At 61.2% G+C, this 15452-nt stretch carries 16 protein-coding genes and 1 pseudogene; 14 read left to right on the top strand and 3 right to left on the bottom strand.

The genetic code is table 11. The features are described from left to right. Positions 1 to 487: 487 nt before the first annotated feature. Entirely contained in the window at positions 488 to 1435 is a 948-nt protein-coding gene (trxB, locus tag CFE428DRAFT_RS26115; RefSeq protein WP_006982687.1) for a thioredoxin-disulfide reductase, read from the bottom strand. A gap of 175 nt (positions 1436 to 1610) precedes the next feature. Here trxB and CFE428DRAFT_RS37800 point away from each other — a divergent pair, with 175 nt between their 5' ends. Next, positions 1611 to 2030 carry an ATP-binding protein gene (locus CFE428DRAFT_RS37800; protein WP_006982686.1) on the top strand — a complete coding sequence of 140 codons (420 nt, stop codon included), beginning with the start codon at positions 1611 to 1613 and terminating at the stop codon, positions 2028 to 2030. A 33-nt stretch (positions 2031 to 2063) separates the two neighbouring features. Then, positions 2064 to 2417: an STAS domain-containing protein gene (locus tag CFE428DRAFT_RS26105; protein ID WP_006982685.1), complete on the top strand. Its 354-nt coding sequence runs from the start codon at positions 2064 to 2066 to the stop codon at positions 2415 to 2417. A 157-nt stretch (positions 2418 to 2574) separates the two neighbouring features. Here the strand turns inward: CFE428DRAFT_RS26105 and CFE428DRAFT_RS34530 are convergent, their stop codons facing one another. Then, positions 2575 to 2757 (bottom strand): hypothetical protein, encoded by a 183-nt coding sequence (locus CFE428DRAFT_RS34530; protein WP_006982684.1) that lies wholly within the window; start codon positions 2755 to 2757, stop codon positions 2575 to 2577. On the opposite strand from CFE428DRAFT_RS34530, the pseudogene CFE428DRAFT_RS41375 reads away from it, so the two are divergent. The 12 genes and pseudogenes from CFE428DRAFT_RS41375 to CFE428DRAFT_RS26045 form a co-directional block, all read left to right on the top strand. Continuing rightward, positions 2692 to 2931 (top strand): annotated as a pseudogene (locus CFE428DRAFT_RS41375) (PDC sensor domain-containing protein); the annotation flags it as partial. The gene CFE428DRAFT_RS34530 and the pseudogene CFE428DRAFT_RS41375 overlap by 66 nt on opposite strands. Positions 2932 to 2977: 46 nt before the next feature. After that, positions 2978 to 4387, top strand: a complete 1410-nt coding sequence (locus CFE428DRAFT_RS26095; protein WP_006982683.1) for a SpoIIE family protein phosphatase — start codon at positions 2978 to 2980, stop codon at positions 4385 to 4387. Positions 4388 to 4596: 209 nt separating this feature from the next. Then, positions 4597 to 6099, top strand: coding sequence for a PhoH family protein (locus tag CFE428DRAFT_RS26090; protein ID WP_006982682.1), 1503 nt, complete (start codon positions 4597 to 4599; stop codon positions 6097 to 6099). Between the two features lie 3 nt (positions 6100 to 6102). Then, positions 6103 to 6279: a hypothetical protein gene (locus CFE428DRAFT_RS26085; RefSeq protein ID WP_157447635.1), complete on the top strand. Its 177-nt coding sequence runs from the start codon at positions 6103 to 6105 to the stop codon at positions 6277 to 6279. 66 nt (positions 6280 to 6345) lie between these two features. Then, entirely contained in the window at positions 6346 to 6792 is a 447-nt protein-coding gene (gene tnpA / locus CFE428DRAFT_RS26080) for an IS200/IS605 family transposase (RefSeq protein WP_042725825.1), read from the top strand. Between the two features lie 335 nt (positions 6793 to 7127). Next, positions 7128 to 8885 (top strand): hypothetical protein, encoded by a 1758-nt coding sequence (locus tag CFE428DRAFT_RS26070; protein ID WP_006982680.1) that lies wholly within the window; start codon positions 7128 to 7130, stop codon positions 8883 to 8885. Positions 8886 to 9226: 341 nt separating this feature from the next. After that, entirely contained in the window at positions 9227 to 9424 is a 198-nt protein-coding gene (locus CFE428DRAFT_RS37795) for a hypothetical protein (protein WP_006982679.1), read from the top strand. Beyond that, positions 9373 to 9720 carry a hypothetical protein gene (locus tag CFE428DRAFT_RS26065; RefSeq protein WP_042725823.1) on the top strand — a complete coding sequence of 116 codons (348 nt, stop codon included), beginning with the start codon at positions 9373 to 9375 and terminating at the stop codon, positions 9718 to 9720. Before CFE428DRAFT_RS37795 ends, CFE428DRAFT_RS26065 begins: the two co-directional genes overlap by 52 nt. Before the next feature lie 91 nt (positions 9721 to 9811). After that, positions 9812 to 10687, top strand: a complete 876-nt coding sequence (locus CFE428DRAFT_RS26060; RefSeq protein WP_131989609.1) for a hypothetical protein — start codon at positions 9812 to 9814, stop codon at positions 10685 to 10687. A 13-nt stretch (positions 10688 to 10700) separates the two neighbouring features. Next, positions 10701 to 11282: a hypothetical protein gene (locus CFE428DRAFT_RS26055; RefSeq protein WP_006982676.1), complete on the top strand. Its 582-nt coding sequence runs from the start codon at positions 10701 to 10703 to the stop codon at positions 11280 to 11282. Between the two features lie 63 nt (positions 11283 to 11345). Next, entirely contained in the window at positions 11346 to 11741 is a 396-nt protein-coding gene (locus CFE428DRAFT_RS26050) for a translation initiation factor (RefSeq protein ID WP_006982675.1), read from the top strand. 399 nt (positions 11742 to 12140) lie between these two features. Then, entirely contained in the window at positions 12141 to 14675 is a 2535-nt protein-coding gene (locus CFE428DRAFT_RS26045) for a response regulator (protein ID WP_006982674.1), read from the top strand. Between the two features lie 122 nt (positions 14676 to 14797). Here the strand turns inward: CFE428DRAFT_RS26045 and CFE428DRAFT_RS26040 are convergent, their stop codons facing one another. Then, on the bottom strand, positions 14798 to 15343 hold the full coding sequence (locus CFE428DRAFT_RS26040; protein ID WP_006982673.1) for a hypothetical protein: 546 nt from the start codon (positions 15341 to 15343) through the stop codon (positions 14798 to 14800). Between the last annotated feature and the right edge of the window lie 109 nt (positions 15344 to 15452).

Here is a 15452-nt window from a genome sequence, read left to right as displayed (position 1 = left end):
CGGCAAAGCCGCAACCAAAAGGGGAGCCACGAACATGCGAAAAGACAGGGAAGGGAAAGTGACCCGCGAATCACCCGAATGACGCGAATGATCTGCCCTCATTCGTGTTTTTTGCGTGATTCGCGGGCCAAAAATTCTACGCGTCGTGCGGACATTTTCATGGTTAGCACTGCAGAGACGCAGAGGGCGCAGAGATTTGGGCGTGCGCTTTCTAGGGGCATCCTGAGCGAAGTCGAAGGATCCGGCCGCTTTACTGGAGATGCTCGCTGGTTGTTCGACCGGATCCTTCGACTTCGCGTCCCGCCACCTAGCCGCCGGGACGCTCCGCTCAGGATGACACGCGCGGAGAGAGGCGCCTCTTCTTCTATAAGAAATAGCGCCGCTAAAACACTGAGCCGCAGAAGTTCGAGAACCGATGTTCTGGGAATCTCTCTGCGACCTCTGCGACCTCTGCGTCTCTGCGTCTCTGCGTTTCAAAACCGAAAGCTTAGTGCTCGAAGTGCGCGAGGTACTTCTCGGCGTCGAGCGCGGCGGCGCAGCCCTGGCCGGCGGCGGTGATGGCCTGGCGGTAGACGTGGTCGGCGACGTCGCCCGCGGCAAAGACGCCGGGGACGTTTGTCTTCGTGCCCTCGCGCTGCAGGAGGTAGCCGTTTTCATCCATGTCCAGCTTGCCCTTGAAAGGCTTGGTGTTCGGCGTGTGGCCGATGGCGACGAAGATGCACTTCGCCTCCAGCTCACGCTCAGCGCCGGTATTCACGTCGCGGATTTTCAGCGCGCGCATTTCGCCTTCGGCGTCGGCAAGGTATTCGACGGGAACGCTGTTCCAGACCGGCTCGATCTTCGGATTGGCCAGAGCGCGGTCGGCCATGATCTTGGAAGCGCGCAGCGCCTCGCGGCGATGCACGAGATAGACCTTCGACGCAAAGCGGGTGAGGAAGGTTGCTTCCTCCGCCGCGGAGTCGCCGCCACCGACGACGGCCACGGGGACATTGCGGTAAAAAGCGCCGTCGCAGGTCGCGCACGAGGTGAGGCCGTGGCCGCGCAGGCCCTGCGGAAATTCGTTGCTGCGCGCATTCTCATTGGCCAGGCCGAGCCACTTCGCGCTCGCACCGGCGGCCACGATGAGCGTCCGCGTTTCCTTCCATTCGCCCTCGACCTTCACCCGCACAAAGCCGTCCGCCGGCTCGAAATCCTCGACACAGGAATAGGCGAAGCGCGCGCCGAAACGCTCGGCCTGCGACTTCATGTTCATGATGAGCTCGGGGCCATTGATGCCGTCGGGGAAGCCGGGAAAATTTTCCACCAGCGTCGTCGTCGAGAGCTGTCCGCCAGGTTCATGACCTTCCAGGACAAGCGGAGCGAAGTTCGCACGCGCGGCGTAAATGGCCGCGGTAAGCCCGGCGCAGCCGGTGCCGACGATGATGACTTTTTCCATAGGGGAGCGCAGTAAAGCCGAGACGGCCCGGCGCGGCAAATGCGGAGTGGAAAATCCGACAGGGTATGACAGGGAAGGCCGGAGGCTGACGGTGGTCCCATACCTCCCTGCTCCTCCGAAAATGTCGCAAACAAGGGCTTGCACGCCTCGCCGCCGGCTGCCACAACCAAAGCTCATGCACGAAGGGAGCATCACTGTTCGCCTGCCCGCCGACCTCCGGGAAATCGAGCGGCTTAACCGTCTCATCCGCCAATTTGGCGAGTTGCATGAGGTCCCCTCACGCGCCCTTTACGCCGTGAATCTCGCGCTGGACGAAGTGGTGACCAATATCGTGCGCCATGGCTTCGAAGACCCGAAGGATCAGGAGGTCATCGCTCAGGTCATTGCCAAGCCCACGGAAGTGATCACCGAGGTCAGCGATAGCGGGCGCGCTTTCGATCCGCTCGCCATTCCCCCTCCCAATCTCGACGCTCCGCTGGCCGAGCGCACGCTGGGTGGGCTCGGCATTCATCTCGTGCGCAGTCTCATGGACGGCGTGGATTACCGTCGTGCAGACGGAAAAAATGTGCTCACCATGCGGAAGCGAATCCGTTAGGATCGGCCCGCGGTTCTCCCGATTGCCACCACCATGCAGATCAAAGAAAACAAACAAGGCGAGGTCCTAATCCTCACGATCAGCGAGCATCTGGACAGCGCCACGGCGGCGGTTTTCGAGTCGCGGCTGCTGGGCCTGGTCGACCGTGGCGAACGCAAGATCGTGGTCGACTGCGGCTCCCTGGAATATGTGAACAGCGCGGGCCTGAAAGTTTTCCTCCTCGCAGCCAAGCGCCTCGAACCGCTCGGCGGCAAGCTCGTCCTCTGTGCCCTGGCGCCGAGCGTGCTGATGATTTTCGAAATGATCGGCTTTACCCGCATCATGAAGATTGTGCCTTCGCTGGACGACGCGCTGAAGGCGCTCGGCGGCGAGGCCGCGCCCGCCTAGGGTGCCGCGCAGTTTTGCAATACGATAGTCATTCCCGGATCTCTGCGGTGATCGGGCAAAGGCCCGAAGCCGGATGAAGGTCACGCTCTCCACGCGGCTCATTACGTGGGTCGGTATTCCCGCGGCGCTGGTGCTCGGCTTCGTGGTATGGAGCGCGTCACACCGGAGCTTCGAGCGCGTGGCCGCGCAGACCGAGGAACTCTCGCGCTCCATGGCCCGCAGCCACGCCGCCGAGCTGGAGACCGTGCTCAGCCGGGTGCAGAAGGTCCCCGAAATGATCGGGCGTGCACTGGAGACCGGTGAGCTGGATCGACCGCAGAAGATCGAGGAGTTCCTGCATTCAGTCGTAGAGAAGAATCCGGACGTCTACGGCAGTTGCATCGCCTACCGGCCAAACGGGCTGGGGGACGATCTCGTGGCCTACGCGCCCTATTTCTACCACGGGCCAAACGACGTGACCTTCGAGCAACTGGCCAATCCCGAGTATAACTATTTCCAAAAGGATTGGTATCGCCTCCCGCGCGACGCTGGCCACGCGATGTGGACGGAGCCTTACTTCGATGAAGGCGGTGGGGGAGACGATCATGATCACCTACTCGGCGCCCTTCCGGAAAGACGGGCTGTTCTGGGGCATCGCCACGAGCGACATCGCCGTTTCGCAATTCATGCGCGAGGGAAAAGCGGGCACCGTCGGCAAGAGCGGCTACCTGTTCATTGTCAGCAAGCAGGGGCGGTTTCTCACTTTTCCCGACGAGAGCAAGATCATGCAGGGCACCATCCAGCAGGCGAATGCCGTGCTCGGCAAGGGTATGCTCTCGGGCAAGCCGGGATTCCTCCGCACGCGCGGTCCGTGGAAGGACCGCCTCACGTGGGTCGCGTATGAGCCGATCCTGGGTGGCGAGCTCGCCCTCGCCGTGGTTTATCCTGAGGACGAGGCGTTGGCCGAGGCGACGGAATTGCGCGACGAACTGCTCGTCACCGGGGCCATCGGCATGCTGTGCCTTTTGGGCGTGCTCATCTTCATCGCGCGCACCAGCAGCAAACCGATCGCGGAGCTGGCCCGCGCCGCGCAGCTCGTCGCCGGCGGTGATCTCGAGCAGCGGCTGAGCGTTTCCGCGCCAACCGAGGAAGTGCGGCACCTCATGAACGCCTTCAACAAAATGACGCGCGACCTCCAAATGCGCATGCAGGAGCTGCGCTACACTACCACGGTGAAGGAGCGCTTCGAGGGCGAGCTCAGTGCCGCGCGCAGCATCCAGATGAGTCTCGTGCCGAAACATTTTCCCGCGTTCCCCGGGCGGCCGGAATTCGATGTGCATGCGCTGCTCCGGCCGGCCCGCGAGATCGGCGGCGATCTCTACGATTTCTATTTCCTCGATGACGACTGGCTGTGCCTGCTCATTGGCGATGTCTCGGGCAAGGGCGTCCCGGCGGCGCTCTTCATGGCTGTCACGAAAACGTTACTCAAGGCAAGCTCGTCACGGCGCGAACCGATGGCCAGCATGATCGCGCACGTGAACGACGAACTTTGTGAGCAAACCGATTCCGGAATGTTTGTCTCCCTCCTCTACGCGCACCTCCATACGCGCACGGGCGAGCTGGAATTTTGCAGCGCGGGCCATCCCAGCCCGTTCCTGATCGGCGCGGATCACCAGGCGCGTCCGCTCGAGGGCGCCAAGGACGTGGCGCTCGGCGCGATGTCCGCACTCGACTATCACACCACCCGCGTGCAGCTCGCCCCCGGCGACACGCTCTTCATCTACACCGACGGCGTGACCGAGGCCCTCGATCGCAGCGACCATTTCTACTCCACCGCGCGGCTCACTGCGGTGTTAAACGACGTTGGCACATTGGCCGTCGAAAAAATTACCCGCGGAGTGGTGCGAGACGTGCGAACTTTCTGCGGTGAACGTGAACAAAGCGACGATATCTCGGTAATGGCCGTACGCTGGCTCGGCCCCGCCCAATAGTCCATGCGACACACTCCTGTCTCTACCGGCGATTGCTTCCGCAACGGCCCGCTTGTGACGGATGCATCTTTTCCAATTTTTAGGATTGTACGCGGAGCGCGAAAGGCGTTTGCTCCCTCCGGTCAGTCGTTCCGACTCCTCTCTCCCGTGCTCATGCTCCTGCCTCTCGCCTGGCGCTGCCGCTCTCTCCCTTGAAACACTCCAAATCCATGGCCGTTAAAAAGTCCGACATCAATCCCACGAAGCACTACGTCCTCGACACGAATGTCCTCATTCACGACCCGCAGTCGATGTTTCAGTTTGAGGACAACGTGGTCTGGATCCCCGTGGAAGTGCTCGAAGAACTGGATCGCTTCAAATCGGAATCCACCACGCGCGGCGCCAACGCGCGCGAGGTGCATCGCCGCCTGAGCGAACGCTTCCGCACCACGGAGCAAATGCGCGCCGGGGTGAAGCTGGAGAACGGCGGCTGGCTGCACGTCTACATCAACCCCGCGCTCAAGCACGAAGGGCACGATTGGAAGCTCATCGAGGAATCGCCCCGCAGCCGGCTCGCGCTCACCCTCTTCCCCGATCTCGATGCCACGGACAATCGCATCCTGGCCAGCGCCGCGTATCTCGCGGACACCAAGGCCGACGGCGCGATCCTCGTGACGAAGGACCTCAACATGCAGCTCAAGGCGCGCGCGCTCGGGCTGGATGCACAGGATTATCGCACCGACCGCGTGGAGGATAACGACATCCGCCGCACGCAACGCCGCAGCGGCACGGAGGAGTATGCCGCCCTCGATATTCCCGGTCACACCGTGCAGGCCTTCGCCAGCCAGGAGCGCATTCAGCTTCCGCATCTCGAGATGCTGCTGCCAAACCAATACGTCCTGCTGCGCAACGAGGAAGAGCCCACCCACGGCGTCCCTGCGCGCCACATCGGCAACGGTGAATTTGTGAAGCTGCGCCACGATCACATCAACATCCGCGGCGGGCGTTCGCTGCAGGCGGCCAATCTCGGCCAGCGTTTCTTCCTCGATGCGCTCTACGATCCGGCGATCACGCTCGTGACCGTTTACGGTAAGGCCGGCACCGGGAAGACGCTGCTCAGCGTCGGCTCGGCGCTCGAGCAGGTGCAAGCGGGCGAATACGAAAAGATGCTCATCACCCGCGTAATCATGCCCACCGGGCGCGACATCGGTTTTCTCCCGGGCCGCATGGAGGAAAAAATGCAGCCGTGGGTCCAGCCCGCCTACGACGCGCTCGACCTGCTGCTCTCGCGCCCCCGCAAGCCGGAGCAGTTCGAGAAGAAAAAGCAATCGAAGCGCAAGGCCGACGGCAGCGTGGCGGCGCCGCAGCAAACGCAGAATCCGAGCGGCAAATACGCGCGCCCCTACGAGCCGCTCATGCAATCCGGCATGCTCGAGATCGAAGCCATCGCCCACATTCGCGGCCGCTCCCTGCCGCGGGCCATCTTCATCGTGGACGAAGCCCAGCAGCTCACCCCGCACGAAGCCAAGACGCTCGTCACCCGCATGGGCAAGGGAAGCAAGATCATCCTCATCGGCGACCTCGCACAGATCGACAACCCGTACGTCGACGCTCACACCAACGGCCTCGTCTTCACCCGCAACCGTCTGCAAGGCCAGCCCTTCATGGCCCATGTGAATCTCTTCAAGGGCGAGCGCAGCGAGATGGCCGAGGTCGCGGCGAATTTGATGTAGGTGGTGGGTACATCGTTACCACTCGTCCTGCTCGCTCCGCGGGTGACGGATGATTCCGTTCGGATTTGGAAGGCAGCGATCGACGAAGGCTGGTCCGTGCAACGTTTGCCCGGCTGGCGGGTAACGGAGGACCTCCGCCACGAGAAGCATGACTTGAGTCCGAAGGACGACCGAGAATAGCCCAGCGTTTAAACGCTGGGAAAACTCGCCTCCCCGGCCAAAGTCCCGTAAGGGACGAAAGAGGTCATGCACACGTTTCACCATCTTCTTGTCCACGCGGTGTTCAGCACGAAAAATCGGGATGGTTGTCTCACTCGGGAAATTCGCGGACGGCTCTGGCCGTACCTCGGCGGCATCGCGCGAGAACATGAGATGCGCGCTCTGGCGGTTGGTGGAATGGCCGATCACGTGCACATACTTTTGAGCCTGCCAACCACATTGTCCGTGGCAAAGGCCATGCAGACCCTCAAGGCGAATTCTTCGAAATGGATGCACGAGACCTTTCCCGAGTTGCGTCAATTCTCATGGCAGCAAGGTTATGGTGCGTTTTCGATCGGTGTTTCCGGGGTGGAAGACACCATTCGCTACATTGACACCCAAGAGGAACACCATCACGTCCGTGGATTCCGTGAAGAACTCGAGGCATTTTTGCACAAGCACGGAATAATATTCGAGCCGGCGATGCTGGATTGATTCTTTCGTCCCTAAAAGGGACTGGCGTGTGTTTGCGCGTCACCCAGCGCTGAAGCGCTGGGCTATTTTCGGTCGTCCTTCGGACTTGGTCTTTCGACGCGAAAAAGCAGTTTTCTTTATTCGTTGACTCTCTCGTTGCGAGACGGCGCCGCGCGCCAATTGACCGAGTTGTCGACTCGATAAATCCGCTGCTCAACGAACTCGCAAATCGCCCCCTTTTGCATCGACAATTTCTGCCCCGCGCGGCATCGTCCGCCCTTACGTAAATACTCGGTCTCGCTCACCAAAAAGCGACCGCTCGACATCCCAAGGCCCGCACCTCACCCCGGAATCTTATGGAACCCTCCACGGAAAAGAACTCGCGTCCCAATCCCCTCGTTGGCCCTCTCGTTGCCGTCTCACTTCTCTCCGCCGCCGCGGTCGGCACCGCCGGCGTGCTTTGGGCAAATCACGGACATCAAAACACCGCCACTCCCGACGCCACGGCGAAAGAGCCGGCCACCGCGCCCGCCAAAGCCGCCCCTTCTTCGGGCTTCGATGCCGTGGCGCAACACCTGGACAAGAACGGGTCGTTTTATCTGTATCTCGACACCGCGCAATGGCTGTCCGGGCTCGGCAAACAGATCGACATGTTCCGCCAGATCATGCTCATGGCGCCCAGCTCCTCTCAGGATCAAGCGTCGCGGGAATCGATGAATACCGGCATTACCATGGTCAACGATCTCGTCACCAAAAGCGGCTTGGAAGAAATCTCCGACGTCGGTGCCAGCTCGATTTCCGTCGAGCCGAAGATCTACCTGAACAAGCTCTTCATTCGCCACTCCGGCGACAAGGCGGATGGGTTCATGTGGTCGGCTTTCGGCAAGACGCCGCATCATCTCGATATCCTCGACTTCATGCCGATGGATACCGCGCTGGCCACCTCCTCGGATCTGGATCTCGCCAACGTGCTTGCAGGCCTGCGGGAAGAAATCGGCAAATCCGGCGTGCCGAATGCCACGCTTAGCTTCGACACCTTCCTCGCCCAATTCTCCACGAACTTCGGCGTGCAACTGGATGACCTGCTCAAGTCGCTCGACGGCTCGATGGGCCTCATCCTCACGCTGAACCCGGCGAAGGCGATCACGCTCCCGGTCGACAAAAACGGCCCGCCGACGTCCTTCCCCACACCGCGCCTGGCGATTCTCCTGCACGTGAAGGATGACCGCATCTTCGGGCTGATCGACAAGGCGCTGACGGGCAATCCCGCCGTCCAGAAGAAAGACACTGCGGAACTGCGCACCCGTGTCATGCCCATCCCCGGGCCGATGGAGACGTGGCTGCGCCCGACGGTGGCCCAATGGAGCGGCGGCTATTTGCTGATCGCCTCGGATGATTCCCTCGTGAACGACATGCTCGAGGCGCAGCAAAAGGGTCGCGGCCTGAGGAAGATGCCGGAATTTGTGAAGCTGCTGGAGGGACTGCCGGAGAAGGGCAACGGCGTGCAGGTCACCACTCCGCTACTCGGTGACACGGTGCGGGCATTCCAGCGTCAGGCGATGAAAAATCAGCCCACGATGACTCCCGACCAAGCGGCCTTGATGGAGAAAATTTTCGGCCAATCCGCGGCGCCGGGAACGATGTGCTCGATCTCGACGCATCTCCCGGATGGCTGGTTGATCGCCAGCAAAGGAAACAGCAGCATGAACTCGTTGCTCGGCCCGGCGATGATCGCGCCGGCGGCTCTGGCGGCGGCCATTGCCGTGCCTGCCTTTATGTCCGCCAGGGAGAGGTCCCAGGAGACGAAATCGCTCAGCAACGAGAAGCAGATCGTCACGGCCTGCCTGCTCTATGCCGCGGATCACCACGGGCAATTCCCGCCCGATCTCATGGCGCTGGTCCCAAAGTATCTGCAAGACAAAGCCGTCTTCATCTCTCCCTTCAACACGTTTGGCCCGGCGGGTTATGATTACCAAGCGGGGCATGCCGACACGGATCCGGCCAACACCATTCTGCTCGAGGACCGGTTCTCCGCAACGAAACACCTTCGCGTGGTGGCCCATGTCGATGGCAGTGCCGAAGTCATTCGCCTGCCGAAGACCGCGGCGCCGTAAGGGTTTCCATCCTCGGTGTCGTGCTGCTGCTGCCACCGCATACCTCGTCGAGGATCGGCTCGGCCCGTTCGCCGACTCGACGCGGCGCTTGCGGGCGGGTAATGATTTTTACGCCAGCCAAAGCCGGCTGGTTAAAAGGAGCAAAAGAATTGAGACGCCCAGGAAACCGAAAGTAGTGGTGATCATATCAGCACCTCCACTTGTAAGAATCGCACGTCCCCTGAGCGGTGGTTTTCAAGAGCGGTGTCAACCTCGCCGTGCCCGCTCCCGGCGTTAATGCTTGGGCTCCGTCAACACCCTACAACCGCTCCGCCCACGAACTGCGAAATCGGCAATAGCCCATGAACGCTCCCCACTGGCACCTCGTTCTCAATCATCTGCCAGTGATGGGGCTGCTTTTTGTGGTCCTCCTGCTCGGCTACGCTCTGGTCAGCGGGCGCGGCGAGTTGTACGGAGTCTGCCCTGGGGGCGCTCGTCCCTCCTCGGGTTGGTCACAATTGCAGTCTTCTACACCGGACATGGCGCGGATGAAGCGTTGATGATGGACCTTTCCGCGGCCGACGAAAAATTCGTCGATGCCCACGCAAAAGCGGCGAAGACCGCCTTTATCTGCATGTGCATCCTGGGTGGAATCGCTCTGGTCGTCGCATGGCTCGGGCGCAAGCTGCCGCACATCTCGCGAGGGGTGGCGGCGATCATTCTTGTCCTCTCGCTCGCAGAGTTGGTCTTGATGGGCCGCACCGCCAATCTCGGCGGGAACATCCGGCACCCGGAAATCCGCCCGGCTCAGCCGGAGACAGCGGCTCCCTCGGCGACGAAGGAAGAGGCGAAGTAACGCCCAAGGCAGCGTCTGCCGGCATCCCCTGCATTTTCGTCTTCCCGTCACGCGGAATTTTTCTCTACCTCAGGGAGACCTGCCGGTACCCATGGCTCACCCCTTTCTTCCTCCCCAAGTTCCACCGCCATCGCCACCACCCCTGCCTCCATCTTCTTCCAGCGGCGGCACGCTGCGCGCCATGGCGAGCTTTTCCTGGATATCGATTCCGCTGTGCATCTTCGCCAATCTTGCGCTTGGCAGTGCATCGGTTAGTCACTCCACGAAGGAGAGCGCGATGGGCAATGCCATCGTAATCGGGTTCATCGCCCTGACCGGAATCCTCTGCGGAATCATCGCGCTCTGCGGCATACCCAAATACGGAACAAAGGGATTGTTGTGGCCCGCGCTGACCGGCATTCTGCTTTGGTTAGGCCTCGGCGCCCTCGCCGTCCCGACGTTCGCGCTGGTTCGGAAGAAAGCCGAAGCAGTTCTTGCGGCGAGAGTGCGAAAAGTGGATTTCACGCCAGCCACGCATACGCCGGGCGCAAAGCGCCTACAGGATGCGGAATTGGCATTCTCATTCGATCTACCGCCCGGCTACCAACCGGTGCCGGCCGAATCCGTGCCCAAACAATTCCGCTATATCTACGTCAAGCCAGGCGTGGGGGAGCCGCCCTCCGTCATCATCGTCTCGCTCGTCGGAACCGGAATCCCAATCGCCGGCCAGCATGTCAGCCCGTCGGATCTTCCTCCCGGGAAAGACGTCACGCTCACTTCCTTTTCCTGGCGAGGCCTGGCGGTGGATGGCTTCCGCGTGCCGGAAAAAACAGCCCAGGGAAATGCCATCAACTTCAACGTGCAACTCCCTTTGAAAAAGCGCCTCGTCCAAGTCACTTTCGGTGGCCCCGCGACGAAGGAAGCGGCACTTCATTCCCTTGCCATCCAGACGCTGGCTACCTTCGAAGGCGAGCCGAACTGGCCCTGACGGCTAAACCGGCATGTCCCTCGGCATCTTCCGCAGCATTCGCGGCTCTTATGCAGAGCCTTATCGCCGTGACGCGGAGTGGATCGTTCGCGCGTTGAAGGCGGAATTCGTCCGCCGAGGCCTGCCTCCGTACGTCGACCCCGAACCCGACGAGCGCAGCCTGCGCCGTCTGCCCTGTGGCAACGCGCGCGCGGCCACGTTCGCCACTCTACAAGAGCGGGCCTGGCGCGCGGAGCTGCCGTGGACGCTGGGCTCGCTGCGCGGTGAGCGACAGATTGCACTGCCGATTTCTTTCACCGGCAAATTCTCCCTTCTCGTCCGCCGCAGGCTGCTCATCTTCCCGCAGCGGCAGTCGTTTTGCAGTGTGCAAACCTTGCACGACGAACTCCTCGCGCTCGCGCCGCTGCTGCACATCCCGCTGGTGGATGGCACGGTGGCCGCGGAGATCGCCAATCGGTTGGCCAATTGCGAAGCGCTGCCCGACGACGATCCGCAGGCGGCATCCACCCTCGAAAACGAGCGCGGCCTCTGGCTCGATCTGCATCTCGCCAGCCGTTATAGCCTGGAGGATCGGACGCCGGTGGTCATCGCGTGATCTGCTTTCCTCGCTGACCCACTCGCGTTATCGTTTCTCCCGCGTCCCGCTCTTTTCATTTTCATGCGTCCCGAACCCAAAAAACGAGTCGATACCAATGCCGCGGATCCCGCCCGCCAGGGCTTGAATGCCGCCTTCTCCGGTCTCGATCTGCCGAATCTTCCCGCTGGGCCGGAGACAAAATCCACGGAGGACTCGCCGCAGACCCTCTGGAAAATGGGCCGCGTAGTCCTGCGTCGTGAGAGGGCGCATCGCGGTGGAAAAACGGTGATCGTGGTGGACGATTTCGCAACGCATCTGCCAGTGTCAGTCATCGAGAAGATCGCCAAGAAATTGCGCGGCGTGTGTGGGTGTGGCGGCACGGTCAAAGGGCGATCGATCGAGCTGCAGGGCGATCAGCCGGCGCGGGTGCGTAGCGCGCTGGAAGCAGAGGGTTTTCAAGTGGCCGGCGTCCGCTGAATTATTTAAACAAACTGCACGCTACGTTCGGGGTCTTTTCGTACTCCGTACCTATAAAAATTGAGAGCGCCCGCTCTCCCGACTGAGAAAGAAATTCCAATAAGGATATTTTTCGCGGTCTTTTAAATTTTCCCGAAATCGTAACATCGTGTCAACAAGCTGTGGCGAGGCCGGTACGCTTGTAGTGGCAAAGGCTGTCCGAACTTCTCTGTAGCCTATAGGCGTAATCCCTTACGTCGTTAAATTTCACCCACGCCAGGCGTTGCGACAGTCCCCCGGCGAAAACGCGTAAATGGATACGGATTTACTCTGTTACGACGCTTTGCAGGGGTACATCGCATGCTGAAGACAGAATTCGCTTGGGGGGCAATTTGGCGCCCCGTGCCGCCTTTAAAGCGTATGTCCCAACCACACAAACTTTCCGATTACTCCGAGTTCCAACCCAAGAAGGAACGCCGGACACCCTTGCCGATTACCAATCTGCCGGTGAATGCCATTAGCGAAGACTCGGATCCAACGCTCGAGATCCGTAATCTCATCGAGCAGCTTCAGCAAACCGCTCGCGACTCTCGCGGGCAGGTTCATACCGCCGAACGGGAACGGGACGGAATCGCCCTCGAATTGAAGCGTGCGCAGCAGCAGATCGAAGCGCTGCGCGAGAACGAGCGCGAACTGCGCTCGCACTTCGTCGAGATCACTTCGCTCATCCAGGAGCGCGATACCGCGCAGCAGGAAGCGGAGCGCCGCGGGAAGGCGCTGGCCGAGGCGGCGAAGAAAAGCGACCAGATCGTGCGCGAACGCAATGATGCGCAACGCCAGCGCGACGAGGTCCTGCGCCAGCGTGATGAAGCCACACGGAAGCTCGATGCCATTCAGCGCGGCACCGATGAGCAAGCGCGGCTCGTTTCCGAATCGCAAAAGCAATTGCTCAACATTCGCCAGGCCCGCGACGGCGCGCACGCCCAGATCCTCGAGCTGAATACGCGGCTGGGTGAAGCGGAAGACAAGATCGCGGATCTCGAATATCAGCGCGACAACGCCCACAAGGCGGGCAAGGAGACCGAGAGCCAGGCCACTGAGCTGCGACGCCAGATCGATGTCATCGCCACGGATCGCGACGCCACCGCCCAGCAGGTGCAGGCGTTGACCGCGGAGCTCGATAGCCAGCGCCAAAAGTATCTCGACCTTGCCGAACAGAAATCCGCCGCGCAGCAAGCCGACAGCGAGCACACCGCCGCTCTCGCCGAGGCGCGGGCGCAAGTTGCCGGTCTGACCCAGGATCGCGACGTGGCTCGTTCGCGGGCCCAGGACCAGGCGAAGGAACTCGATGAATTGCGCGTGCAATTCCAGACCTTCCGCGATGAACAGGCGCAGACCGCCAATGCCGCTCTTGCCGAAATGCACGAGAAACTCGCCGCGCTGGAAACCCAGGCACGCGAGGGACGCCACGAGGCCAACAATCTCCGCCAGAAGATCGAAGCGAAAAACGAGAAGCTCACGGCTTTGCAAACGCTCGTCGAGCAGGCTGGCAACAAACGCACCGAGACCGAGCAGGAGCTCGAAGCGATTACCAAGGAACGCAACGCGGCACTCACCTCGCTCACCGCGGCCCAGAAGCAGATCGACCACATCATTCGCGATCGCGACGAGGTGCGCAAGCTCGCCACCGAAAACGCCCTCGAGCTCGAAGAGCGGCTGGTCAAGCTGCAGGAGGAAGTCGCTTCCTTTGAAACGGTCCTCCAGGAGCACGAGCAGCAAAAATACGAGCTCAACGAGATCCGCGAGCGCTTTGAAACGCAGCGGCTCGAGACCATCGAGCTGGCCACGCAGTTGCAAACCGCCCAGCGGGAAATCCGCGAGCTCAGCGCGAATATCGCCGAGGCCCGCCTCCAGGTGAAATTCGCCCAGGCGGAAGCGCGGGCGGCCAAGGAGGGCAAAACGAAATCCGATTTCGCCAGCCTCATGCCGACCGAAACGCCCGCACCCGCGCCGACGCCGGTAGCCGCGGCGCCGGTCGAGGCCGCGCCCGTCATTGCCGCGGAAGCGGCTCCGATTGCTCCCGAGTCCGTAGCCGTGGAAGAAGCGCCTGCGGCTCCGGTTGAAAACGAGATATTCACTGAGCCGGGGTCAATCGTCCCGCTTCATTCTGCGCCGGCGCCGGTCGCTCAACCCGGCGCCCCCAGCCAGCCGGCGGCCGCCGCTCGTATCGCCGCGCCGGTTTTGGGAATCGCCGAGCCGCTGACGGAAAAGGAATCGCGCAGCGTGATTGGAGCGATGCGCCATTGCTTCCAGTCGTTCACCAAGACGCCGAACGACCTGAGCCTGCTCAATGAGTTGCACTGCCACGTGGAGAGCTTCGCCGAGCGCGCCCGCGTGAGCGGCCTGCTCGCGTTGCACCGCCTCTGCTCCTCCTTCGCCAATCTCACCCGCGGCCTCTACGAGATTCCCGAGCAGGTAAACCCCTCCACGTTGCGGACGGTGCACCAGACCATCGAGTTCCTCGCGGCGCTGATGAAGGAAAGAAACCTCGCGCAGGTGAAAGATCCCGCGACGGCGATGATCTATGCGGTGGATGACGACCTCGGCAATTGCGAGAGCATCGCGCTGGCCATGGAGGAATCCGGCATGCGCACCATCTACGCGCAGGATCCCGCGCTGGCACTCGGCGAATTGGCCAGCAGCCGCTACGATCTCATCTTCCTCGACGTGAACCTGCCAGGCATGGACGGCTTCGAACTGTGCAAGCAGACCCGCGCGCTGGCCATCCACGAGAAGACGCCCATCGTCTTCCTCACTGGTCTGGCCACGCTGGAAAATCGAGTGCAGTCGAGCCTGAGCGGCGGCAATGACTTCATCGCCAAACCCTTCAATCTCCACGAACTCAGCGTGAAGGCGATCACCCTCCTACTAAAGGCGCAGTTGCATTTGGCCTAGGCCGCTTTGCGGAGAATCTGCACCGGACAGAATAGAGCAAATCTTCCTGGCCGCAGTCGGGCTGCGACTAAGGCCGCGGCTTGAGGACCCGCACGCCGTCGAACAGGACTCCTTTGCGCCGATCATCGCGACTTGGGCCAGGCAGGAGCCTTTTGCAGTTCCATCAACTGAAGCGAATCAAGGAATCCGGAACCGGCAGCCACCTTGAGGTTGGCGGGATCGCTCGTGATAAACGTCGCCGCGTATGTAACATCCCCCGCGCGGACCAGGACGGTTCGCAGGTACGCGGGATGACCTGAATGGTCAATCTGCGTGTCAGAAAACTCGCATGCGTCATGGTCATTCACTTTGAAAGCGTGCGGTTTAAACTCCTCCGCCTTGGTTCCAAACTGTTGCTTATGCCAAAGCTGAACGAACTTCAGAAAGGTCGCGGTCTCCGGAGAGTGTTCGAATGATACGGTAATCACTGCCGTCAAGCGATCGGCGGGCTTCTCCCCGTCAAAATGGGAAAACCAGCCGCTTCTTGTTTCGCCAAGTTCGCGGCGCTGCACGTGGGTCCATCCTGGCAAGTCAGGGAAAACGATCCGAAATCCAAGATCCTTCTCGACGACCTCCGCGGCGTGCAGACTGGTAGCGATCAGAAATAGCGCGAGAAGCCATTTTTTCATAAGGAAAACGAATCAACCGAAGTCGGTATCTATTGTGCACCTATTCCCTGACAAAAGGAATGCACAATGTGTCTGTTGCTGGCCTATCTGCGTATTTCCGTAACCGTGG

It is taken from the genome of Chthoniobacter flavus Ellin428, from assembly GCF_000173075.1.
Taxonomy (GTDB): domain Bacteria; phylum Verrucomicrobiota; class Verrucomicrobiia; order Chthoniobacterales; family Chthoniobacteraceae; genus Chthoniobacter; species Chthoniobacter flavus.
This window is presented reverse-complemented; position numbering and strand designations above follow the sequence as displayed.